Genomic DNA, 20,994 nt, shown 5'->3' with positions numbered 1-20,994 from the left:
GATGGATACCGGCATCATCGACAAGCCCGAGACTCTGGCCGCCGCCCCCGGCGATCCCGCGCGCAGGGAATGCTTCATCCCCACGCCCTGCGTGCAGAACCACGCCGCCTTCCTGATGGAATTGCCGGGCGGCGATCTCGGCTGCGTCTGGTTCGGCGGCACCCAGGAAGGCGTGCCGGACATCTCGGTCCGCTTCTCCCGCCTCGCGCCTGGTGCCACGCGGTGGTCCGAAACACAGACACTGTCGGATGACCCGACGCGGTCGGAACAGAACCCGCTGCTCTTCCCCGCGCCGGATGGTTCGCTCTGGCTGCTCTGGACCGCGCAGATCAGCGGCAACCAGGACACGGCGATGATCCGCCGCCGCATCAGCCGGGATGGCGGCGCGACCTGGGGCCCGATCGAGACGATGATCGGGGAGCAGCCGGGCTTCGGCACCTTCATCCGCCAGCCCATCATCGTGACGTCGGAAGGCAATTGGCTGCTGCCGATCTGGCGCTGCACCAAGCCGCCCGCCGGCGCCTGGACGGGTGACCTCGACACCTCCTCCGTCATGCTCTCCGCCGATCAGGGCAGGACCTGGACGGAACACGCGGTGCCCGACAGCACCGGCACCTGCCACATGTGCATCCTGGACATGCAGGACGGCACGCTGGTGGCGTTCTACCGCAGCCGCTGGGCCGACTGGGTGTACCGCAGCACGTCCCAGGATGGCGGCCGCACATGGACGGCGCCGCAGCCCACGACGCTGCCCAACAACAACTCCTCCATCCAGGCGATCCGCCTGGCCGATGGCGGCATCGCCATCCTGTTCAACGACAGCAGCGCGAAGAATGCGACGGATCGCCGGGTGTCGCTTTATGACGACATCGGCGACATGGAGGCCCCGGTGGCGCCGCCCACGGAAGGCCGCAGCGCCTTCTGGGGCGCGCCGCGCGCGCCGATGACCCTGGCGGTGAGCGACGATGGCGGCCTCACCTGGCCGCATCGCCGCAACCTCGAAACCGGCGATGGCTTCTGCATGACGAACAATTCGAAGGAGAGGCTGAACCGGGAGTTCAGCTACCCCTCGCTCCGCCAGGCCGCCGATGGGTCGCTGCACATCGCCTACACCTATTGGCGCCAGGCCATCAAATACGTCCACGTCCCACTCGACTGGGTGCGTGGCTGACAACCCGAGAAGGAGGAACAAACCAATGCTTCGCCGTACCCTGATCCAGTCCGCCGCCGGCGGCCTCGGCCTGCTCGCCGCCCCCGTTGTCCATGCCCAGGCCGCCTGGCCGCATGGCCGCACCATCCGCGTGGTGTGCCCCTGGCCGCCCGGCGCGGCGAATGATGCGCTGGCCCGCCTGCTGGCGCAGAAGCTGCAGGAGAAGCTGGGCGCGACCGCGATCGCGGAAAACCGCACCGGCGGCGCCGGCCTGGTCGGCACGCGCGAAGTGCTGTCCGCGGCGCCGGATGGCTACACGCTCCTCGCCTCCGCCTTCAACACGGCGGTCATGCCGCTGGTCCTCCGCGGGGCCAATTTCGACCCCGAGCGCGACCTGGAAGTGATGGCCCGCGTCGCCCGCGCGCCGCTGGTGATGGTGATGAGCGGTGCACGCCCGCAGCGCACGGTCGCCGAGGTCGTCGCCGCGGCCAAGGCCAATCCGCGGGACTGGAACATCGCCATCTCCTCGCTCGGCTCCGCCGGGCACCTCGCCACCATCGAGTTCAACCGCCGCACCGGCGCCAATCTCGACATGGTGGCCTATCGCGGCACGCAGCCCGCGCTGACGGATCTGATGGGCGGCAGCACGCAGCTCCTCATCGACCCGTCCTTCGCGCTGCTGCCGGCGACGGGCGATGGGCGCGTCCGTGCCCTCGGCATCGCCGCTGCCGAGCGTTCCCCGTTGGCGCCCACCGTGCCGACGATGGCGGAGGCCGGGCTGCCCGGCTACGAATTCCAGTCCTGGTATGCCTCCTGGGCGCCGAAGGGCACGTCGCAGGAGATCTGCGGCCGGGTGAACGCGCTGATGCAGGAGACGATGCGCGACCCCGCCATCGTCTCGCGCCTCACGAGCCAGGTGCTGGAGCCGGTGACGGAGAGCATCGACCAGACCAAGGCCTTCATCCGTAACGAAATCAGCCGCGCCACGGAGCTCCTCCGCAGCGTGAACTACCAGCCGGAATAGCCTTCGCCGCCGGGGCCGGCGCGCCATGGCGCACCGGTCCCGCCGGATCAGCGTGGCGCGATGTCGCCCGCCCGCACCCAGTCATCGCCCCGTGCCCGCCAGGTGACGCGGTTGGAGGTGGCGTAGGTCACGGGCTGGGTGAACAGGAACAGCACCGGCGATTCCTCGCACATCCGCTGCGTGGCCTGCGCATAGATCGCGCGCCGCCGTGCCGCATCCGTCGTCTGCCGCGCCTGGCGCAGCAGCGTGGTGAAGGGCTCGTCGTTCCAGTAGGCATAGGGGCTGCCGCTTTCGAACAGCGCCAGCAGCCCATCCGCATCCAGCGTCGGCCAGGCCTGCGAGAGATAGGCCATCTGCCCCATGGTCGGCGCGCGGAGATACTTGTTCATCCAGGCGCCGAACTCCATCTCGACGATCCGCGTGCGGACACCGACTTCCTCCAGCTGCGCCGCCACCGCCTGGGTGATTTCCTGCGCGAGCAGATAGGGGCCGATCGGCACCTCGAACTCGATGGTCAGCTGCCCCGGCCGCACACCCGCTTCCTGCAACAGGCGCCGCGCGCGGGCGGGGTCGTAGGTCGGCGCGCGGAGGGATTCATTGTAGCCGAAATAGGCGGGGGTCAGGACCTGGCAGGTGGAGACGCTGCCGATGCCGTTCCAGATCGCGTCCCGGATCGCCTCCCGGTCCACGGCGGCGTTCAGCGCCTGGCGCAGAGGACGACTGTCGCGGAAGGGTGGCGTCAGCAGATTGTACTTCACGAAGACGCTGCGGATGGAATCGACATGCCCGCTGCGCGCGCGGCCGGACTGGTCGATGCGCCGCATCTCGCTCGGCGGCACGCCGGTGATGAGGTCGACCTCGCCGGCCATCAGCGCGGCGATGCGGGCGCCGGCCTCCGGAATCACGCGGAAGGTCACGGTGTCGAAGGCCGGGCGATCGCCCGTCCAGCCCGCGCGGGCCTGGAGCACGGCGCGGTCGCCGCTGGTGAATTGCCGCAGCTCATAGGGCCCGGCGCCGACCGCTGAATTGGCCGGGTTGTTCGACTGCGTCCAGCGCGGCGGGAGCAGGAAGAAGGTGGAGAGCTGGTCGGCCAGCGCAGGATAGGGGCTGCGCGTCTTCACCTCGATCTCGGTCGGCGAGATGACGGAAACCTCCGACACCAGCGCGAACCAGGGCCGCACCCGCGCATTATTGGCGGGGTTCATCACCCGCTCGAGGTTCCACTTCACCGCCTCTGCGTCCAGCGCCTCCCCGTTCGAGAAGGTGACGCCGCTGCGCAGCGTGAAGCGCCACGTGGTATCGTCCACGGCGCGCCATTCGGTGGCGAGTTGCGGCTGCAGCTTCATGTCCGGCCCGCGCACCAGCAGCGCCATGTGGATGTGGGAGATGACGGACAGATCGGTGCCGATCGTCGTCGTGTTGTGCGGATCCAGCGTGTTCACATTGGTGGACAGCGCGATGGTCAGGTTGCGCGGCTGCGCCAGCGCCTGCCCCGCAAGGCCCGTGGCCAGCAGTGCCGCCAGCGCCGCGCGGCGCGCGAATGGGATGCCCGTCATGCCTGCCTCTCCTCATGTTCCGAAAGGAAGCGCCGGATGCGTGCCAGCACCGCGTCCTGCGCCTCCACATGCACCGAATGATTGGCGCCCTCGACCATGAACAGCTCGGCCTTCGGCACCGCTTCCGCGATCAGCCTGGACTGGGATGGCGGACATATCCAGTCCGCCGCGCCACACACGACCAGGGTGGGAATGGCGATCTCCGGGAGCCGGGGGCGCAGGTCGTAATCCTTCTCCGCGAAGAGGTCGTTATGCGTCTTCGCATGGAAGGACATGGTCCGCGTGCGCTCCAGGGAGGCATCGGGATCGAACCGCTCGTAGTAGAGCGGCTGCAGCGCCGCCCAGATCAGCCGCAGTTCCATATCGTCCACTACCTGGTCGGAGAACATCTTCTCCACCATGCGGACCGACGCGCTGGTCGCCTTGTGCAGCCGCGCCTTGATGTTGGCGATTGCCTCGGCCTCGTGATGGTGGCTCGGCGCCGTGCCGCGGAGGATCAGGTGCGTGGCGCTGCCGGGGTGGCGCAGCGCATGGGTCAGCGCGATCATGCCGCCGAAGCTGCCGCCCTGGATGATGCAGGGCGCGCCGACCAGCGTGGCGCGCAACGCCTCCAGATCATCCGCCAGGCGGTCGAAGGTGAAGGGCGGCGTCAGGGATGATTGCCCGCAGCCGCGCTGGTCATAGGCGATCACGCGGTATTCGTCGGAGAGCGGTCGGTAGGCCGCCATCTCCCCCGCATGGTCGCCGATGCCGCGGCCGCCATGCACCAGGATGATGGTGCCGCGCTTCGCCTCGCCGATATCCTCGACGAGGAGCTCGGCGCCGGCGATGGGGACGCGCTTCATGCCTCCCCCCGGATGCGCGCGCCGATCCGCGCCAGCAGCGCGGTATCGACGGGATGGCGGATGACGCAGCCTGGCGAGATCAGCACGCCATTCCCGCTGGCGCGGATCGCGGCCAGGTCGTCCTCGATCGCGGCCATGTCGCCCTGGGTGATCGGCGTGCGGCGCAGCCCGCCCAGGATCGGCTTCCGCCCGCCCGCCGCGCGGTATTGCGCGATGGAGGGCGCGGTCTCCCCGACATGCCAGTTCAGCACGGGCACGGGGAGTTCGCTGAGCAGGTCGAAGAGGATGTCGTCCCCATGCATGTGCACGGCGTTGAACCAGCCCGCCTTCGCGCCTTCCAGCGCCGCCAGGTCATGCGCCAGGAAGTCGCGGCGATAGGCCTCGGCGCCGACCGTGCTGGTCGCGTCCTGCACCGCGAAGAAGACGCCCGCGCAGCCCAGCGCGATGGCGGCGCGGGAGAAGGCGGCGGTGGTTTCCGCCATCTCCGCCATCGCCGCCTGCACCAGCGCGGGATGATCGCGCAGATGGGTCGCGAAGCCGTTGCCGCCGATCAGCTTCTTGGCGATGGTGACGGGGGAGAAGACGGTGGCGAGGACCGGCACCGCCGGCCCCAGCGCCGCCACCAGCAGCCCCAGATGCCGCAATTCGCGCCCCAGCACGCCGGCCGTGGGGTCCAGGCGCTTCACGCGCGTCCAATCCTCCGGCGCCTGGATCGGGCTCGCCGTCACCTTCGCGACGCCGCCCGCCGCGATCTCCGAATAGTCCGCGCGGACGCCCCAATCCTCCACGACATAGAGGCCGTTCGGCATGGATTTCACGAAATCCGCGCCGGTGGCGCGGGTGAAGGCCACCGTCTCCCGCGCGATGGCATCGGGGTCGAGGTCGATGCCCGGGAAATGCGTCCAGAAGGAGAAGGCCGGGCGGGGCGTGCTCTCCCCCGCGATGGTGGCGCGTACCAGATCGGCCGGAGTCATGCCGCTTCTCCCATCAGGACGTAATGGCCATCGCCGGTATCGCGCAGCGCAGCATCCGGCGGGAAGACATAGCCGCCGGCATCGAAGGCCAGCCTCCGGCGGCCGCGTTCCTGTGCCGGATCCGGGATCGGCACCGCGGAAAGCAGCGCCTTCGTGTAGGGATGCCGCGCATCCCCGAACACCGCCTCGGTCGGCCCCATCTCCACGATCCGTCCGCGCAGCATCACCGCCACGCGCGAACACAAATAGCGCACCATCGAGAGGTCATGCGCGATGAACAGCAGCGCCAGGCCCATGCTTTCCTGGAGGTCCTGGAACAGGTTCACGATCTGCGCCTGGATCGAGACATCGAGCGCCGTGATGGGTTCATCCGCCACCAGGAATTGCGGCCGCAGCGCGATGGCGCGCGCGATGCCGATGCGCTGGCGCTGGCCGCCGCTGAATTCATGCGGGTAGCGCTGCATGAAGGCGGGATCGAGGCCGACAGTGCGGAACAGCGCCGCGACGCGATCCGGACCGGCCTCCACCCCGTGCACCAGCAGCGGTTCCTCCACGAAGTCGCCGACGCGCATGCGCGGGTTCAGCGCGGCATAGGGGTCCTGGAAGACGATCTGCATGCGCTGGCGGAACGGCTTGCGTCGTGACGCAGACAGCGATGTCAGGTCGGTGCCGTCGAAGACGACGCGGCCGGCATCCGGCTCCTCCAGCCCCATCACCAGGCGGCCTGTCGTGCTCTTACCGCTGCCGCTCTCCCCGACGAGGCCCAGCGTCTCCCCGGGCATCACGGCAAAGGAGACATCATCGACGGCGCGCGTCACGTAGCGCGCGCGGCCGAACAACCCGCCGCCACTGGCGTAGTGGCGGCGCAGACCTTTGACGCGGAGCAGCGGTGCGGTCATGCCAGCAGCCTCGGCAGATCGTACCAGGCCGCCACCATATGGCCTGCGACGCTGTCCTCCACCGCGCGCAGCGGTGGCGCTTCGCGATGGCAGCGGGGCGTGGCGAAGGGGTTGCGGGGGGCGAAGGGATCGCCGGGTGTTGGCGCGAACATGTCAGGCGGCGCGCCGGGAATCTGCATCAACCGCCCGCCCGGCGGCCGCGCGCCATGCGGCAGGGATTGCAGCAGCCCGTAGGTATAGGCGCTGCGCGGGCTGGCGAAGACGGCATTGACGGGGCCGCGTTCCATGATGCGGCCGGCATACATCACCTGGATCGTATCGGCGATGCCGGCCACGACGCCCATGTCATGCGTGATCCAGACCATCGTCATGCGCAGCCGGTCCCGCAGTTCCGCCATCAGGTCGAGAATCTGCCCCTGCACCGTCACGTCCAGCGCCGTGGTCGGCTCATCCGCGATCAGCAAGGCGGGTTCGCAGGAAATCGCGATGGCGATCATCACGCGCTGGCGCATGCCGCCGCTGAATTCATGCGGGTATTGCGACAGGCGCCGCGCGCCATCGCGGATGCCGACCAGCGCCAGCAGATCCGTGGCGCGGTCCAGTGCCTGGCGCATGGACATCGCCTTGTGACGGATCAGCGGTTCCGCGATCTGCCGCCCGATGGTCAGCACCGGGTTCAGCGCCGTCATCGGGTCCTGGAAGATCATGCCGATGCGCCCGCCGCGAAGGTCCCGCAGCCGCGCCTCCGGCATCGCCAGCAGGTCATGCCCGTCGAACACCGCCCGCCCGCCCAGGATGCGGCCCGGCGGCTGCGGCAGCAGGCCCAGCAGCGCCAGCGCATGCACGCTTTTGCCGCTGCCGCTTTCGCCGACGATGCCGAGCGTCTCGCCCGCCTCGACGCTGTAGGTCAGGTCAGGGATGACGCGGGCGAAGCGGCCTTCCCGCGCGAAGCCGACCGACAGACCCTCGATCGCCAGCAGCGCCATCACCGCACCGCCAGTCGCGGGTCGAAGAAGTCCCGCAGCCAGTCGCCCAGCAGGTTCACCGCCAGCACCGTCAGCATCAGCGCCAGGCCCGGGAAGGTGATGATCCACCAGGCGGATGAGATGTAGGTCCGCCCATCCGCCAGCATCCGTCCCCAGGATGGATCGGGTGGCTGGATGCCGAGGCCCAGGAACGAAAGCCCCGCCTCCAGCACGATCACCCGCGCCAGTTCCAGCGTCGCCACCACCAGCGCCGGCGTCAGCACATTCGGCAGGATGTGGCGCAGGATGATGCGGGAATGTGAGGCACCGATGGCCCGCGCGCTCTGCACGAATTCCCGTTCCCGCACCGCCAGCACCTGGCCGCGCACGATGCGCGCGTAGCGGACCCAGGACACCAGGGCGAGCACGCCGATCAGGTTCCGCAGGCTCGGCCCCAGCGCCGCCACCACCATCAGCGCCAGCAGCATCAGCGGCAGCGCGAGCTGGATATCCACCAGCCGCATGAGGATGCGATCCACCCAGCCGCCGAAATAGCCGGATATCAGGCCGAGCAGCGTGCCCAGCACGCCCCCCAGCAGCACGGCCGCGCCCGCCACCATCAAGGTCACGCGGCTGCCCGCCACAATGCGGGACAGGATGTCCCGCCCCAGCTGGTCCGTGCCCAGCGGATGCGCGCCCAGGCTGAACCAGGTGATGGTCGGCCCCACCATGCGCGCGCGGAGATTCGTCCGCGTGGGGTCGGGCAGGTCCAGCCATGGTCCGAACAGCGCCAGCAGCACCAGCACGACCAGCAGCGTGGCGCCGAACAGGCCCAGCCATCCGGAACGGCGCGTCAGCGCCTGCCACACCGCCCTCATCGCCGTGCCCGGATGCGCGGGTCGAGCAGCCCGTAGAGCAGGTCGACGAAGAGGTTGATGACGACGAAGATGGTGGCGATCACCATCACCCCCGCCTGCACCACGGGAAAATCCTTCGCCTCCATCGCCTGCACGATCAGGCGCCCGACCCCGGGCCAGGAGAAGACCGTCTCCGTCACCACCGATCCGCCGAGCAGCTCACCGGCCAGGATCCCGACCATGGTGACGACGGGGATCAGCGAATTGCGCGCGATGTGCCACAGGAACACCGTGCCCGGCAGCAGCCCCTTGGCACGCGCCGTGCGCACATGGTCGTCCTTCATCACATCCAGCATGCCGGATCGCAGCAGCCGCGCGATGCTGGCGGTGGTGAAGGTGCCGAGCGTCAGCGCTGGCAGCACCAGGCTCATCGGCCCGTCATAGCCGCCGGTCGGGAGCAGGCCGAGATCGACGGCGAAGAGCAGGATCAGCAGCAGCCCTAGCCAGAAGACCGGCGTCGCCTGGCCCAGCAGCGCCAGCAGCATCACCACGCCTTCCACGATGGTGCCGCGGAACAGCGCCGCCATCGATCCCGCGACACAGCCGAGCACCACGCCCACCAGCAGCGCCGATCCCGCCAGCGCCATCGTCGCCGGCATCCGTTCCAGCACCACGGACAGGGCAGGGCGCATGAACTGGAAGGATTGTCCGAAGTCGCCACGCAGCGCCCCGCCTAGGAAGGTGACGTACTGCTCCCAGATCGGCCGATCGAGCCCGAGCCCCGCGCGCAGCGCCTGGAGCTGTTCCTCCGTGGCGCCCACGGGCAGCAGCAGGATCGCAGGATCGCCCAGCAGGCGGGAGACGACGAAGACGATCGTCACCACGCCCCAGATCGCCACGATCCCGTCACCGAGGCGGGAGAGGAGGAAGCGCCCCATCAATCCTCCAGCCCGTAGATGCTGCGCGCGGCTTCCGCGCTGATGCGGTCCTCCCGCAAGTCACGCCGCACCGCATCGCGATCCCGCAGGCGCGGATCGCCGCGGCCGCCGCCGCCGGAGGTCACGGCCGCGCCCGACCCGCCATCCGGGATCAACCCGTCCCGCCGCTTCAGCGCGGCGACGCCCGCGGAGAGTTCGACGCGCGCCAGCCCGCCGGGCAGCCCGCCTTCCAGCCCCCAGGCCGGGACGATGTTGCAGGGGCCGCCGAGGTTGACCGTCGCCTCATGCCCCACCGCGCGCACGCGGCGCCGGATGCCCATGCCGCCGCGGAAACGCCCGGGGCCGCCGCTGTCGCGGACCAACTCATAGGCCTCGACCATCACGGGCTGTTCGGATTCCAGCGCCTCCACCGGGATATTGGCGGAGTTGGTGGTGTGGACGTGGACGCCATCCATCCCGTCCTGCCCCGCCCGCGCGCCGAAGCCGCCGCCCATGCTTTCATTGTAGACGTAGTAGCGGCCGGTGCGGGGATGCGTGCCGCTCATCGTCAGTACCGTCACGCCGGTGGAGGCCGCGGGCACGCGATCCGGGATCGCCTCCGCCAGCGCCGCGAAGCACATATCGACCAGCCGCTGCGCCACGTCGTGTCGGCTGTAGACGGCAGCGGGCGGCAGCGCATTGACGATGGAGCCCGCGGGCGCGCTGATCCGGATCGGCCGATGAAAACCCGCATTGGCGGGTGTGTCCTGGTCCAGCAGCGTCTTCACGACGTAGTAGACCGTCGCCTGCAAGGCGGTGAACACCATGTTGAGGCCCGACCGCGTCTGCGCCGGATTGCCCGCGAAGTCGAAGCGGATCTCGTCGCCGGCGACCTCGATCGCGACCGCCAGATGCAGCAGGTCCGGCCACAGGCTGGTGTCGAAGGGCGCCTGGAAGGCGTAGCGTCCGTCGGGGATGGCGGCGATGCCGGCGCGGGTCTTGCGCTCCGCATAGTCCAGCAGGTCGCGCGTCGCCTGGTGCAGCACCGCCACGCCGTAGCGCGCGGCCAGCGCCTGGTAGCGCTGCACGCCGAGGCGGTTCGCCGCCATCTGCGCGCGGAAATCATTCACCCGCTCCCGCGGCACCTGGCAGTTCAGCAGCACGAGGTCCAGCACATCCTGCTGCAACACGCCGGCGCGATAGAGGCGGATGGGCGGGATGCGCAGCCCTTCCTGGAAGATGTGGGCGTGGCCGCGATCGACGAAATCCGAGTGATGCGCGAGGTTCGCCACCCAGGCGACCAACGCAGCCTGCACGAAGACCGGCTCCAGGAAGACGATGTCGTTGAGGTGGGTGCCGCCGCCGGTATGCGCGTCATTGCCGATGAAGACGTCGCCGGGCTGGATCGCGGCCAGATCCGTGCTGCCCAGCACGCGATCCGCGATGCCGAGCAGCGATCCCAGATGCAGCGGGATCTGCTCCGCCTGTGCGATGATGCGCCCTTCGGTGTCGAACAGCGCGGCGGAGCAGTCGCGGCGTTCCTTGATGTTGGCGGAATAGGCGGCGCGGATGATGGCCTTGCCCATCTCCTCCACGATGGTGGAGAGCGCGCTGCCGATCACCTCGACCGTGATGGGATCGACGGGGGCGTTCACGCCGCTTCCTCCACCATCAGGTTCAGCCAGGGATCGACGGTCGCGATCTGCCCCGGCAGCAGGAGCGTGGTGCTGTCCATCTGTTCGATCACCGCGGGCCCGGCCACGCGATGCCCGGGGCCGAGCCGCGCGCGGTCATGCAGCGGGCAGGGGACCACGGCGCCCGCTTCCGGCAGCCAGACCTGACGCGTGCCGATGATGCTCTCCGCCGCATCCGTCGTCGCCAGCGGGTGCGCTGCGATATCGGCCTTCGGCACGCGGCCCGTCGCCTCCAGCCGCAGGGTCACCACGCGGATCGGCTCCTCCGGGGAGGCATAGCCATAGACCTGCTTGTGCGCCGCCTCGAAGCGCCGCGTCACCTCGGCCAGCGCGGCATCGTCCAACGGGCCGTCGGGGCAATCCACCATCAGCTCATGCCCCTGGCCTTCATAGCGCAGGTCGATGGCGCGCGCCGTGGCGCGATCCGCCTCGGCAATCCCTTCATCGGCGAACCAGGACGCGGCCTGCGATTCCAACCCGGCAAAGCCCTCCCGCAGCCCCGCCAGCCCCTCGGCCGACAGCGGCAGCATTCGCCCGGCGGAGAGATGCGTGCGCAGATCGCTCAGCAGCAGCCCCATGGCACACAGGATGCCCGGATTGCGAGGCACCAGCACCCGCGCCATGCCCAGCTCCCGCGCCAGCCGCGCCGCATGCAGCGGCCCTGCGCCGCCGAAGGCCATCAGCACGTAGTCGCGCGGATCATAGCCGCGCTCCACGGAGATCACGCGGATCGCCTTCGCCATATTGGCGGTGACGACGCTGATGATGCCCTGCGCCGTCCGCATCGCATCCAGCCCGATCCGCGCGCCGAGCCGCGTGATGGCCGCCTCCGCCCGCCCGCGATCGATCGCCATGCGCCCGCCCAGCAGATGCGTGGGGTTCAGCACGCCCAGCACGAGGTTCGCATCCGTGACCGTCGGCTCCCCGTTCCCCAGGCCGTAGCAGACCGGCCCCGGCAAGGCCCCCGCGCTGCGCGGCCCCACCTTCAGCAGCCCGCCGCTATCGACAAACGCGATGGAGCCGCCGCCCGCGCCCACGGTGTGGATATCCAGCATCGGCACCCGCAGCGGATTGCCATGCACCGCCACATCCACCGCCATGCGCGGCCGCCCGCCATCGATCAGCGCGACGTCGGAGGAGGTGCCCCCCATGTCGAAGGTGATGATCCCCGGCACCCCGGCCGCGCGCCCGATGGCCAGCGCCCCCGTCACCCCCGCCGCCGGCCCCGACAGCACCGTCCGCACCGGGAAGCGGGACGCCGCCTCCGCCGAGATCACCCCGCCATTGCTCTGCGTCAGATGCGGCGTGGCCGCCACGCCCATCGCCGCCAGCCGCGGCGCGAGCCGCCCGAGATAGCCCCGCATCACCGGCCCCAGCGCCGCATTCACGGTCGTGGTGGAGAACCGCTCATACTCGCGAAATTCCGGCGCCACCTGGTGGGAGGTGCTGACGAAGGCACCCGGCATTTCCTCCCCGACCAGCCGCGCCACCAGGGCTTCGTGCGCCGGCGCCAGGTAGCCGAAGAGGAAGCAGATGGAGACCGCCTCCACCCCCGCATCCCGCAGCCGCCGCACGGCTGCCCGCGCCTCGTCCTCATCCAGCGCCGTCTCGACGCTGCCGTCGAAGCGCAGCCGCTCCGACACCTCCAGCCGCAGGTCGCGCGGCGCCGGCGGCTCCGGCTTCCGGGCCTGGAGGTCATAGAGCGCCGGGCGCATCTGGCGGCGGATCTCGATCACGTCGCGAAAGCCCCGGGTCGTCACCATCCCCGTCCGCGCGCCCCGCCCCTCGATCAGCGCATTGGTCGCGACCGTGGTGCCATGGCCGAAATAGGCGACCTCCGCCCCCGCCCGCCCGGCCTCCGCCAGCGCCTGGCCGATGCCTGTCGCGATGCCCTCGCTGGGATCGCCCGGCGTGCTGCTGACCTTCCAGACCGCCAGCCGCCCCGACGCGCCATCCCACAGGCAGACATCCGTGAAGGTGCCGCCGGAATCCACGCCGATGCGAAGCCGGGGGGAAAGGCTCATGCCGCGTCCTTCTGGATTGGCGCCAATTTTGATGCCATGATCGGCGCCATAGGGTCAACCGTCCAATCCCGTCAGGAGAAACCGTGATGCAGGCCGCCGCCCCCGCCCGCACGCGTGACCTCGTCCGCCTGCTGGAAACGGACATCCATCTCGGTCGCCTCGGCGCCGGGTCCTGGCTGCGGCAGATCGACCTGGAAGCCGCCTACAACGCGACGAGGCTCGATATCCGCCAGGCGCTGGACCGCCTGGTGGAAAAGCGCCTGGTCCGCCACATCGCCCGCCGCGGCTACCAGGTGGAGGATTTCGACCCCGCCCGCGTCGCCCAGGTGATGGAAACCCGCGCCGTGCTGGAAGTGGCCGCCGCCGCGCTGGTGATCGACCGGCTGGACGACGCCGCCCTTGCCACCATGCAGCTTCACGCCGAAGCCTTCGCCAGGGCGCTCGAAGCCGGCACGGTGGAGGATCAGGAAGCCGCGAATATCGCCTTCCACACCACCATGCTCGCCCCCTGCCCGAACCGCGAAATGGTGGACCTGCTCTTCGATCTCCGCGCCCGCGTCCCCGCCGCCGTGATCCGCCGCCGCAACACGATGGATTTGCTTCGCCGCGGTGCCGACCACCACTTCGCCATCATCCGCCTGGTCCGCGCGCGCGACCTGCCGGCCCTCCAGCAGGTGATGCGGGAGCACAATTTGAGCCCCGGGGCGCCGTAGGGCGTGGCGCTTTCCCGGAGAGGGGCTGCGCGCCCCTCTCCGGACCTCACCCGCGCCAGGGTCCAGCGGGACCCTGGACCGCGGGGTTATTGGCCGGTGATGGGAGGGGCTCCGCGCGCGCGGCAACACGCGGTCGCGCGGCGCCCCTCCCATCACCGGCCAATCTCATGGGTTCAAAGGGCCCGCTGGCCCTTTGCGGGGGAAGGGGTTCGGGGAAGGGGGCGGAGCCCTCTTCCCCTGGACAGCCCGCGCCTCACCCCCGCCGGATGGCCCCGCGGATCGCGTCCAGCAGCGTGTCCATGTCGCGTTGGAAGGTCGGCCCGTTGGCGTAGCCGTCGGGGTCGCCGGCGCGTTCCATGAAGCGGCGCCAGACGGGGGTGGACATGCCCTGGCGGAAGCGGTCGTGCAGGTAGCCGATCATGTCTTCCGTCATGCCGGCGGGGCCGACCCAGCCTTTCATGTTCTCCGCCACCAGGTCGCTGCCGAGTTCGCGCATGGTCGGCACGTTGGGGTAGGCCGGGTGGCGTTCGGCGGTGGTGACGGCCAGCGGCAGCATGTCGCCCGACGCCACCAGCCCGCCGAGTTCGTCGGAGGCCTGCACGGCCAGGTCGATCTGCCCGGCCAGCAGCGCCTGCTGCTGCGGTCCGCCACCGGTGTAGGGGACGTGGAGCAGTTCCGTGCCGGTGGCGCGTTCGAACATGATGAAGATGGAGTGCGACAGCGTGCCGACGCCGGAGGATCCGTGGGTGATCCCGCCGCGGTTGGCCTTCGCCGCCTCGATCACCTGGGCGAGGGTGGTGAATTTCCCCCCGCGCCCGCGGGTGCAGATGAAGTGGGCGTTCCGGGTCAGGCGGATGACGGCGGAGAAGCCTCGCTTCGGATCGTAGGGCAGGTCCCGGTGGGCCGGGAGGGAGGTGCTTTCCGACCCGCCGGCCATCAGCAGCGTGTGGCCATCCGGTGCCGCGCGCGCCACCTGTTCGGCGGCGATGGCCCCGCCCGCGCCGGGCCGGTTCACGACGACGAGGGGCACCGGGAAGGTGGCCGCGACGGCCTCGACGATCGTGCGGGCGATGATGTCCGTCCCGCCCCCCGGCGCGAAGCCGACGATGAGCTGCATCGGCCGCGTCGGTTGCCAGCCCGTCTGGGCGCGGGCGGAGACGGGGAGGAGAAGGGGGGTGGCGAGCAGGCTACGGCGCGTCAGGCGCATTCGACGGTATCTCCCTGTGGCGCCCTCTGCGGGGCGGATCAGGAGAGGATGGCGGCGAGGGGCGCCGCCTTCAATCTCCCTCATCCCGGATGTTGAGCAGGGCTCCGCAGGCCTTGCAGTGCACCGCGTCTGGGTCGTGGCGCATCAGGCCGCAGGCTTCGCAGCGGAAGCGAACCTTGGTCGGCCGGAACAGCGCCTGCGCCAGGCGCAGGAACAGCGTGACGCCCGCCAGCATGATGACAACGGTGATGAGGCGGCCAGAGGTGCCGGGCAGGGTGATGTCGCCGAACCCCGTGGTGGTGAGGGCGGTGACGGTGAAGTACAGCGCGTCCGCCCAGTCGGAGATGTTGGGGTTGTTGCGGTGCTGGGTGGCGTGGACCACGCCCGTCATCACGATGATGAAGACCAGCAGGTCGGCCGCGGCCACCACCGCGTCCTGGTTGCGCCGGAAGGCCGGGATGTCCTGGCGCAGGTGCAGCACCAGGCGGGCCGATCGCAGCAGCCGCAGCGTGCGCAGGCTGCGCAGGAACCCCCAGCCCGCGAAGAAGGGCGCCAGCAGGAAGGAGATGACGGCGAGAAGGTCCGCGATCCCCGCGGGGTGCAGCAATTCCCGCCGCGCGGCGCGGGAGGTGCGCAGCCGGATCGCCATCTCGGCGACCAGCACCAGCCCGACGGCGATGTCGATGGCCAGCACCGTGGTGCTGGCGGGCAGGAAGGATTCCAGGATCACCCAGCCCAGCGCCGCCAGGTCCAGCGCCAGCAGCCCGTAGGTCGCGAGTGCCCCCGGCTTGCCGGCCAGGCCCTGGAACCCCGGCAGGGCGGTCAGGGCTTCAGTCCGAAGCCGAGTCCGGGGGTTTCCGCCACCAGGATGCGCCCGCGCTCGGCATGGGGATGGTGCGCGAAGCGGTCGCGCAGCGCGGCATGGGCGCCGTGGACTTCCAGCATGCCGCCATGGGCATGGCCGGCCATGGCGGGGAGGTTCGCGGCCTCGAACCCGCCGGCGCCGGTCACGGGCACGCCATGGGCTTCCGCCATCGCCATGATCCGCAGCATGGAGGTTATCCCGCCGCAGAAGGCGGCATTGGGCTGCAGGATATCGAGGGCACCCGCTGCCAGCACGTCACGGAACCAGGAGGGTGATTGCATCATCTGGCCGGAGGCGAGCGGGATCGGCGTGGACCGGCGCAGTTCGACGAGGGCGGCGATGTCGTTGTCCCGGACCGGTTCCTCGAAGAAGGCGATGTCGCAGTCCGCCACCAGGGCCGCCAGCCGCTTCGCCTCCGCGACCGTGAAGCCGCAATTGGCGTCGAGCATCAGGGGCGCATCGCCGATGGCGCGCCGCACCGCGCGGATGCGGGCCGCATCCTCCGTGATCGGCCGCCCGGTGCCCACCAGCAGCTTCACGCCCACGAAGCCTTCGGTCAGCGCGGCTTCGCAGGCGCCGACCAGTTCCGCTTCCGTGAAGGCCGGCATCCCCGCCGTGGCGTAGGCCGGCACGGAATCCCGCGCGCCGCCGATCAGCCGCGCCACGGGCAGGCCCAGCGCCTTCCCCTTGATGTCCCACAGCGCCAGGTCCAGCGCCGACAGCGCCGCGACGAAGGGCCCGGTGGCGCCCCGCGGGTTGAGCCGCTTCAGGAGCATCCCGCGCAGCGCCTCATGCGCCATCGGGTCCTGCCCCGTGACGGCCTGCGCGACTTCGCCGTTCAGCAGCGCCACGACCTGGGCGGACAGGAAGCGCCCGGTCAGCCCTTCCCCGAACAGCCCCTGGTCGGTCTGCACGCGCAGCCGGACGAAGCTCAGGCTCTCCCGCCCCGCATAGGCATCGGCGGCCCGGGCGGGCTTCAGATGCTCGGCGGCGGCGGAGAGGGCCGTGATGCGCATCAGCGCGTCGGCTTCGGCGGGGTCACGCTGTAGTCGTAGAACCCCTTGCCGGATTTCCGCCCCAGCCAGCCGGCCTCGACATACTTCCGCAGCAGCGGGCTCGGCCGGTACTTGCTGTCGCCCATGCCGGCATGCAGCACCTCCATCACCGCCAGGCAGGTGTCGAGGCCGATGAAATCCGCCAATTCCAGCGGCCCCATCGGGTGGTTGCAGCCGAGCTTCATGCCGGTGTCGATGGAGGCGATGTCGCCCACGCCTTCCTGCAGGGCCACGCAGGCCTCGTTGATCATCGGCAGCAGGATGCGGTTGACGATGAAGGCGGGGTAGTCCGCGGCGAAGGCAACGGTCTTGCCCATCCGCTCCGCCAGCGTGGCCACGGCCGCCACGGTCGCATCCTCCGTCGCCAGGCCGCGGATCACCTCCACCAGCTTCATCATCGGCACGGGGTTGAAGAAATGCATGCCGACGAAGCGGCCGGGCCGGTCCGTCGCCGCCGCCAGCCGCGTGATGGGGATGGAGGAGGTGTTGGACGCGACCAGCGCATCGGCGCGCAGATGCGGCGTCAGCGTCGCGAAGATCTTGAGCTTCAGATCCTCCCGCTCCGTCGCGGCCTCGATCACCAGGTCGCAATCGCCGAAGGTGGCGTAGTCCGTCGTGGTGGCGATGCGCGCGAGCGACGCATCCTTGTCGGCGGCGGCCAGCGTGCCCTTCTGCACCTGGCGGTCCATGTTCTTCGTGATGGTGGCGATGGCCTTGGCGAGTGCCGCCTCCGCCACGTCCAGTATCACCACCTCGACCCCCGCCTGCGCCGCGACATGGGCGATGCCGTTGCCCATCTGCCCCGCGCCGATGATGCCCAGCCGCTGGATCGTCGCCATCGCTCACTCCCCCTCACATGAAAAACGCCGGCGCGGCCCGTTCGGGGCCACAGCCGGCGTCGGTGTTCCCGCGCTCGATTACTTCCGGTCGAGCTCGGCTTCGAGTTCCGGGATGATCTTGAAGACGTCGCCCACCAGGCCGTAATCGGCCACCTGGAAGATCGGCGCTTCCTCATCCTTGTTGACGGCCACGATGACCTTGCTGTCCTTCATGCCCGCCAGGTGCTGGATGGCGCCGGAGATGCCGAAGGCGATGTAGAGTTCCGGCGCCACGATCTTGCCGGTCTGGCCGACCTGCATGTCGTTCGGCGCATAGCCCGCATCGACCGCGGCGCGCGACGCACCGATGGCCGCACCCAGGCGATCCGCAACGCCTTCCAGGATCTTGAAGCTGTCGGAGGACCCCATGGCCCGGCCGCCGGAGACGACGACGCGCGCCGCCGTCAGTTCGGGGCGTTCCTGCTTCACGATCTCGGCGCCCACGAAGGTGGAGACGCCGGGGTTCGCCGCGGCGGCCGCATCCTCGATCGCGGCGCTGCCGCCCTCGGCCGGGATGGGGTCGAAGGACGCGGCGCGGACCGTCATCACCTTCTTCGCATCGCTGGTGCGGATCGTGGCCAGCGCGTTGCCGGCATAGATGAAGCGGCGGAAGGTATCCGGCCCCTCCACCCCCGCGACATCGCTGATGATCTGCACGTCGAGCAGGGCGGCAACCCGCGGCATCACGTTCTTGCCCGCCGCGCTGCCCGGGGCCAGCAGGGCGTCATAGGCGGGCGCGAGGCTGACCAGCAGCGCCGCCACCGGCTCCGCCAGCGCCATGCTGTCGCCGGCGGCGACCAGCACCTTGGCCACCCCCGGCAGCTTCGCCGCGGCCGCCGCACCCTCGGCGCCCAACACCAGCACATGCACCTCCCCGCCCAGCTTCTGCGCCGCCGCCAGGGCGCTGCGCGTGGGCTGGGAGACGGTTTCGCCGCGATCGGCAAGGACCAGGACGGCCATCTTCAGATCACCTTCGCTTCGTTGCGCAGCTTGTCCACGAGTTCGGCGACGCTGCCGACCTTCTTGCCCGCCTGGCGCTTCGGCGGTTCCTCCACCTTCAGCACCGTCAGCCGCGGCGTGACATCGACGCCGAGGTCACCCGGCTTCATCGTCTCGATCGGCTTCTTGCGGGCCTTCATGATGTTCGGCAGGGACGCGTAGCGCGGCTCGTTCAGCCGCAGGTCGGCGGTGACGATGGCCGGCATGGTGAGCGCCACCGTCTCCAGCCCGCCATCGACCTCGCGCGTCACGCGGGCGGTGCCGTCCGCGATCTCGACCTTGCTGGCGAAGGTGCCCTGGCCCCAGCCCAGCAGCGCCGCCAGCATCTGGCCGGTGGCGTTCATGTCGTCATCGATGGCCTGCTTGCCGAGGATGACCAGCTGCGGGCCTTCCTTCTCCACCAGCGCCTTCAGGATCTTGGCGACCGCCAGCGGCTCCGTTCCCTCGGCCTCCACCAGGATGCCGCGGTCGGCGCCCATGGCGAGCGCGGTGCGGATCTGCTCCTGCGCCGCGGTCGGGCCGACGGAGACGGCGACGATTTCCGTCGCCACCCCCTTCTCCTTCAGCCGGACCGCTTCCTCGATCGCGATCTCGTCGAAGGGGTTCATGGACATCTTCACGTTGGCCGTCTCGACCCCCGTGCCATCCGCCTTCACGCGGACCTTCACGTTGTAGTCGACCACCCGCTTGACGGGGACGAGGATTTTCATCGGTTGCCGGATCCCTGGTCGGCGCCGGCGCAGATGCTGCCCCGGGCGCTAATCGCTGCCGCAAAAACGGGCCGGACCATAGGGCGCGGGGTCCGGGCGGGCAAGGCGCGGCGGCCCGGCCCGATGCTGCACCTGCTCAGGCCTTCACGAGCACCAGCAGCAGGAACAGGACAAGCGTCACGCCCTGCATGACAACGCGCGCCCGCATGAGCTTGTTGGACCGCGCGCCGCCGCCTTCGTCACTGCGGACCAGCCCGAGCATCCCCGCGAACATGACGCCGAGGGTGCCCAGCATGGAAAGGACGACGAGAACCATCAGGAACGTGACCATGCCCGCAACATGGCATGGATGGCCGGGACGGCAAGCCGCCGATCGGGCCGGCTAGCGGCGCGCCCCCGAAATCGCCCAGGCGCCCGCCAGCACCGCCGCCACGCACATCAGGAAGCCCGCCTGGTAGCCCCCCGTCCCGGCGATCAGCAGGGAGAAGGCCGGCGGCGCCACCAGCATGGTGATGGCGAAGGCGAAGGACAGGGCGGACGTCGCGGCCCCCACCTGGCCCTGGGGTGCCAGGCGGGCGGCTTCCGCCAGCATGATCCCGTTCCAGCCGATCGCCGTCGCCCCCATCACCACGCCCGCCAGGGTGACCACCAGGATCGGCCAGCCGGCATCGGCGAAGGCCAGCACCCCCCCGGCGATCCCCGCCCCCAGCCCGCAGGCCACCAGCACGATTCGCGCGCCCCAGCGATCCGCCAGCAGCGCCCAGCCGATGCGCCCGACCACCCCCGCCGCCTGCGCCAGCGCCAAGTGCAGCCCCGCCTGGGCCAGCGGCACGGCCAGCGAGGCCACCTGGTAGGCCACGAAGAAGGTGGAGAAGCAGAACTGCGCCACCCCATAGCCGCAGGACATGGCCGTCAGCCGCGCCAGCGCCCGGTCCTGCCGCAGCATGGCGACGGAGGCCGCGGATTCCCGCAGCAGCCCGCCGAATCCCGCGCCGCCATCGCCCGGCGCCTCCCGCCCCTGGTCCAGCCCGGCCCGCAGCGGCTGGATCGCCACCGCCACCACGAAGGCGATCGCAGCCATGCAGAGGATGCTGGCCCGCCACCCCGCCAGCAGCGCGATGGCCGGCGCCAGCGCCGCCACCACCATCGCCCCCAGCGGTACCCCGGCCTGCTTCAGGCTGAACACCAGGGCGCGGCGGCGCGGCGGCGTATGGGCGGCGATCAGGTGGCTGCCCCCCGGCGTCAGCGGCCCATGCCCCAGCCCGGCCACCAGGGCGGACACCACCAGCGCCACCGGATGCCCCAGCGCCGCGATGGCGATGCCGACCCCGACGGCCAGCATGCAGACCTGCAGCATCCGCACGCCACCCCAGCGGCGGATCAGCGGCCCGGTGAAGGGGCCGGAGAACAGGGCGCCGAGATAGACCAGCGCGGTATGGAAGCCCGCCAGGCTGGCCGGCACCCCGGTTTCCCCCGCCATGGCGGGCGCCAGCACCGGCACCGTCAGGAAGGCCCCCATCCCCGCCAGATGCGCCGCCAGCAGCGCGATCATGATGGTCCAGAGGGAAGGGGAGGGGCCCGGCACGCCCCCATCCTCCCCCGTGTGGCGCTGCACCGCAACATGGGGGGCGCCGTCCGCGTGGCGGAGGAGGGGGAGCGCTG

General features: G+C 70.4%; 20 protein-coding genes. 3 read left to right on the top strand and 17 right to left on the bottom strand.

Features of this window, described 5'->3' with window-relative positions; translation table 11 throughout:
* Window position 1 precedes the first annotated feature (1 nt).
* On the top strand, window positions 2–1,171 hold the full coding sequence (locus BM041_RS23415) for a sialidase family protein (protein ID WP_092962338.1): 1,170 nt from the start codon (window positions 2–4) through the stop codon (window positions 1,169–1,171).
* Between the two features lie 25 nt (window positions 1,172–1,196).
* Window positions 1,197–2,174 (top strand): Bug family tripartite tricarboxylate transporter substrate binding protein, encoded by a 978-nt coding sequence (locus tag BM041_RS23410; protein ID WP_092962337.1) that lies wholly within the window; start codon window positions 1,197–1,199, stop codon window positions 2,172–2,174.
* A 47-nt stretch (window positions 2,175–2,221) separates the two neighbouring features.
* Here the strand turns inward: BM041_RS23410 and BM041_RS23405 are convergent, their stop codons facing one another.
* The 9 genes from BM041_RS23405 to BM041_RS23365 are packed head-to-tail and all read right to left on the bottom strand — an operon-like array spanning window position 2,222 to window position 12,905.
* Window positions 2,222–3,730, bottom strand: coding sequence for an ABC transporter substrate-binding protein (locus BM041_RS23405; protein WP_092962336.1), 1,509 nt, complete (start codon window positions 3,728–3,730; stop codon window positions 2,222–2,224).
* The gene (locus tag BM041_RS23400) at window positions 3,727–4,575 is read right to left on the bottom strand and encodes an alpha/beta fold hydrolase (RefSeq protein ID WP_092962335.1); all 849 of its coding nucleotides are present in this window, start codon (window positions 4,573–4,575) and stop codon (window positions 3,727–3,729) included. Before BM041_RS23400 ends, BM041_RS23405 begins: the two co-directional genes overlap by 4 nt.
* Window positions 4,572–5,549 (bottom strand): uroporphyrinogen decarboxylase family protein, encoded by a 978-nt coding sequence (locus BM041_RS23395; RefSeq protein ID WP_092962334.1) that lies wholly within the window; start codon window positions 5,547–5,549, stop codon window positions 4,572–4,574. The genes BM041_RS23400 and BM041_RS23395 overlap by 4 nt, the downstream gene beginning before the upstream one ends.
* Entirely contained in the window at window positions 5,546–6,448 is a 903-nt protein-coding gene (locus BM041_RS23390) for an ABC transporter ATP-binding protein (RefSeq protein WP_092962333.1), read from the bottom strand. Before BM041_RS23390 ends, BM041_RS23395 begins: the two co-directional genes overlap by 4 nt.
* Window positions 6,445–7,434 carry an ABC transporter ATP-binding protein gene (locus tag BM041_RS23385; RefSeq protein WP_092962332.1) on the bottom strand — a complete coding sequence of 330 codons (990 nt, stop codon included), beginning with the start codon at window positions 7,432–7,434 and terminating at the stop codon, window positions 6,445–6,447. Before BM041_RS23385 ends, BM041_RS23390 begins: the two co-directional genes overlap by 4 nt.
* On the bottom strand, window positions 7,434–8,291 hold the full coding sequence (locus BM041_RS23380) for an ABC transporter permease (RefSeq protein WP_092962331.1): 858 nt from the start codon (window positions 8,289–8,291) through the stop codon (window positions 7,434–7,436). The genes BM041_RS23385 and BM041_RS23380 overlap by 1 nt, the downstream gene beginning before the upstream one ends.
* Entirely contained in the window at window positions 8,288–9,208 is a 921-nt protein-coding gene (locus BM041_RS23375; RefSeq protein WP_092962330.1) for an ABC transporter permease, read from the bottom strand. The genes BM041_RS23380 and BM041_RS23375 overlap by 4 nt, the downstream gene beginning before the upstream one ends.
* Complete coding sequence (locus tag BM041_RS23370; RefSeq protein WP_092962329.1) at window positions 9,208–10,842, bottom strand: hydantoinase B/oxoprolinase family protein; 1,635 nt, start codon at window positions 10,840–10,842, stop codon at window positions 9,208–9,210. Before BM041_RS23370 ends, BM041_RS23375 begins: the two co-directional genes overlap by 1 nt.
* The gene (locus BM041_RS23365; RefSeq protein WP_092962328.1) at window positions 10,839–12,905 is read right to left on the bottom strand and encodes a hydantoinase/oxoprolinase family protein; all 2,067 of its coding nucleotides are present in this window, start codon (window positions 12,903–12,905) and stop codon (window positions 10,839–10,841) included. The genes BM041_RS23370 and BM041_RS23365 overlap by 4 nt, the downstream gene beginning before the upstream one ends.
* A gap of 86 nt (window positions 12,906–12,991) precedes the next feature.
* Between BM041_RS23365 and BM041_RS23360 the strand changes: the two genes are divergently transcribed.
* The gene (locus BM041_RS23360; protein WP_092962327.1) at window positions 12,992–13,618 is read left to right on the top strand and encodes a GntR family transcriptional regulator; all 627 of its coding nucleotides are present in this window, start codon (window positions 12,992–12,994) and stop codon (window positions 13,616–13,618) included.
* A gap of 253 nt (window positions 13,619–13,871) precedes the next feature.
* Here BM041_RS23360 and BM041_RS23355 read toward each other — a convergent pair whose 3' ends face one another.
* From BM041_RS23355 to BM041_RS23320, 8 genes are all read right to left on the bottom strand, one after another.
* Window positions 13,872–14,825 carry a Bug family tripartite tricarboxylate transporter substrate binding protein gene (locus BM041_RS23355; RefSeq protein ID WP_175534116.1) on the bottom strand — a complete coding sequence of 318 codons (954 nt, stop codon included), beginning with the start codon at window positions 14,823–14,825 and terminating at the stop codon, window positions 13,872–13,874.
* 70 nt (window positions 14,826–14,895) lie between these two features.
* Window positions 14,896–15,555: a potassium channel family protein gene (locus tag BM041_RS23350; RefSeq protein ID WP_217648822.1), complete on the bottom strand. Its 660-nt coding sequence runs from the start codon at window positions 15,553–15,555 to the stop codon at window positions 14,896–14,898.
* Between the two features lie 92 nt (window positions 15,556–15,647).
* Window positions 15,648–16,706 carry a mandelate racemase/muconate lactonizing enzyme family protein gene (locus tag BM041_RS23345; RefSeq protein WP_092962324.1) on the bottom strand — a complete coding sequence of 353 codons (1,059 nt, stop codon included), beginning with the start codon at window positions 16,704–16,706 and terminating at the stop codon, window positions 15,648–15,650.
* Complete coding sequence (locus BM041_RS23340; RefSeq protein WP_092962323.1) at window positions 16,706–17,584, bottom strand: 3-hydroxybutyryl-CoA dehydrogenase; 879 nt, start codon at window positions 17,582–17,584, stop codon at window positions 16,706–16,708. The genes BM041_RS23345 and BM041_RS23340 overlap by 1 nt, the downstream gene beginning before the upstream one ends.
* A 78-nt stretch (window positions 17,585–17,662) precedes the next feature.
* Window positions 17,663–18,583 carry an electron transfer flavoprotein subunit alpha/FixB family protein gene (locus BM041_RS23335; RefSeq protein ID WP_092962322.1) on the bottom strand — a complete coding sequence of 307 codons (921 nt, stop codon included), beginning with the start codon at window positions 18,581–18,583 and terminating at the stop codon, window positions 17,663–17,665.
* 2 nt (window positions 18,584–18,585) lie between these two features.
* Entirely contained in the window at window positions 18,586–19,332 is a 747-nt protein-coding gene (locus BM041_RS23330) for an electron transfer flavoprotein subunit beta/FixA family protein (protein ID WP_092962321.1), read from the bottom strand.
* Window positions 19,333–19,468: 136 nt separating this feature from the next.
* Window positions 19,469–19,663: an HIG1 domain-containing protein gene (locus BM041_RS23325; protein WP_092962320.1), complete on the bottom strand. Its 195-nt coding sequence runs from the start codon at window positions 19,661–19,663 to the stop codon at window positions 19,469–19,471.
* Window positions 19,664–19,714: 51 nt separating this feature from the next.
* Window positions 19,715–20,917 (bottom strand): MFS transporter, encoded by a 1,203-nt coding sequence (locus BM041_RS23320; protein WP_092962319.1) that lies wholly within the window; start codon window positions 20,915–20,917, stop codon window positions 19,715–19,717.
* Window positions 20,918–20,994 lie beyond the last annotated feature (77 nt).

This window comes from Falsiroseomonas stagni DSM 19981, from assembly GCF_900114315.1.
Lineage (GTDB): Bacteria > Pseudomonadota > Alphaproteobacteria > Acetobacterales > Acetobacteraceae > Falsiroseomonas > Falsiroseomonas stagni.
This window is presented reverse-complemented; position numbering and strand designations above follow the sequence as displayed.

Coding starts and splice junctions, on each gene's coding strand:
- BM041_RS23415 (WP_092962338.1), top strand. CDS start 2: ATGGATACCGGCATCATCGACAAGCCCGAGACTCTGGCCGCCGCCCCC.
- BM041_RS23410 (WP_092962337.1), top strand. CDS start 1,197: ATGCTTCGCCGTACCCTGATCCAGTCCGCCGCCGGCGGCCTCGGCCTG.
- BM041_RS23405 (WP_092962336.1), bottom strand. CDS start 3,730: ATGACGGGCATCCCATTCGCGCGCCGCGCGGCGCTGGCGGCACTGCTG.
- BM041_RS23400 (WP_092962335.1), bottom strand. CDS start 4,575: ATGAAGCGCGTCCCCATCGCCGGCGCCGAGCTCCTCGTCGAGGATATC.
- BM041_RS23395 (WP_092962334.1), bottom strand. CDS start 5,549: ATGACTCCGGCCGATCTGGTACGCGCCACCATCGCGGGGGAGAGCACG.
- BM041_RS23390 (WP_092962333.1), bottom strand. CDS start 6,448: ATGACCGCACCGCTGCTCCGCGTCAAAGGTCTGCGCCGCCACTACGCC.
- BM041_RS23385 (WP_092962332.1), bottom strand. CDS start 7,434: ATGGCGCTGCTGGCGATCGAGGGTCTGTCGGTCGGCTTCGCGCGGGAA.
- BM041_RS23380 (WP_092962331.1), bottom strand. CDS start 8,291: ATGAGGGCGGTGTGGCAGGCGCTGACGCGCCGTTCCGGATGGCTGGGC.
- BM041_RS23375 (WP_092962330.1), bottom strand. CDS start 9,208: ATGGGGCGCTTCCTCCTCTCCCGCCTCGGTGACGGGATCGTGGCGATC.
- BM041_RS23365 (WP_092962328.1), bottom strand. CDS start 12,905: ATGAGCCTTTCCCCCCGGCTTCGCATCGGCGTGGATTCCGGCGGCACC.
- BM041_RS23360 (WP_092962327.1), top strand. CDS start 12,992: ATGCAGGCCGCCGCCCCCGCCCGCACGCGTGACCTCGTCCGCCTGCTG.
- BM041_RS23355 (WP_175534116.1), bottom strand. CDS start 14,825: ATGCGCCTGACGCGCCGTAGCCTGCTCGCCACCCCCCTTCTCCTCCCC.
- BM041_RS23345 (WP_092962324.1), bottom strand. CDS start 16,706: ATGCGCATCACGGCCCTCTCCGCCGCCGCCGAGCATCTGAAGCCCGCC.
- BM041_RS23340 (WP_092962323.1), bottom strand. CDS start 17,584: ATGGCGACGATCCAGCGGCTGGGCATCATCGGCGCGGGGCAGATGGGC.
- BM041_RS23335 (WP_092962322.1), bottom strand. CDS start 18,583: ATGGCCGTCCTGGTCCTTGCCGATCGCGGCGAAACCGTCTCCCAGCCC.
- BM041_RS23330 (WP_092962321.1), bottom strand. CDS start 19,332: ATGAAAATCCTCGTCCCCGTCAAGCGGGTGGTCGACTACAACGTGAAG.
- BM041_RS23325 (WP_092962320.1), bottom strand. CDS start 19,663: ATGGTCACGTTCCTGATGGTTCTCGTCGTCCTTTCCATGCTGGGCACC.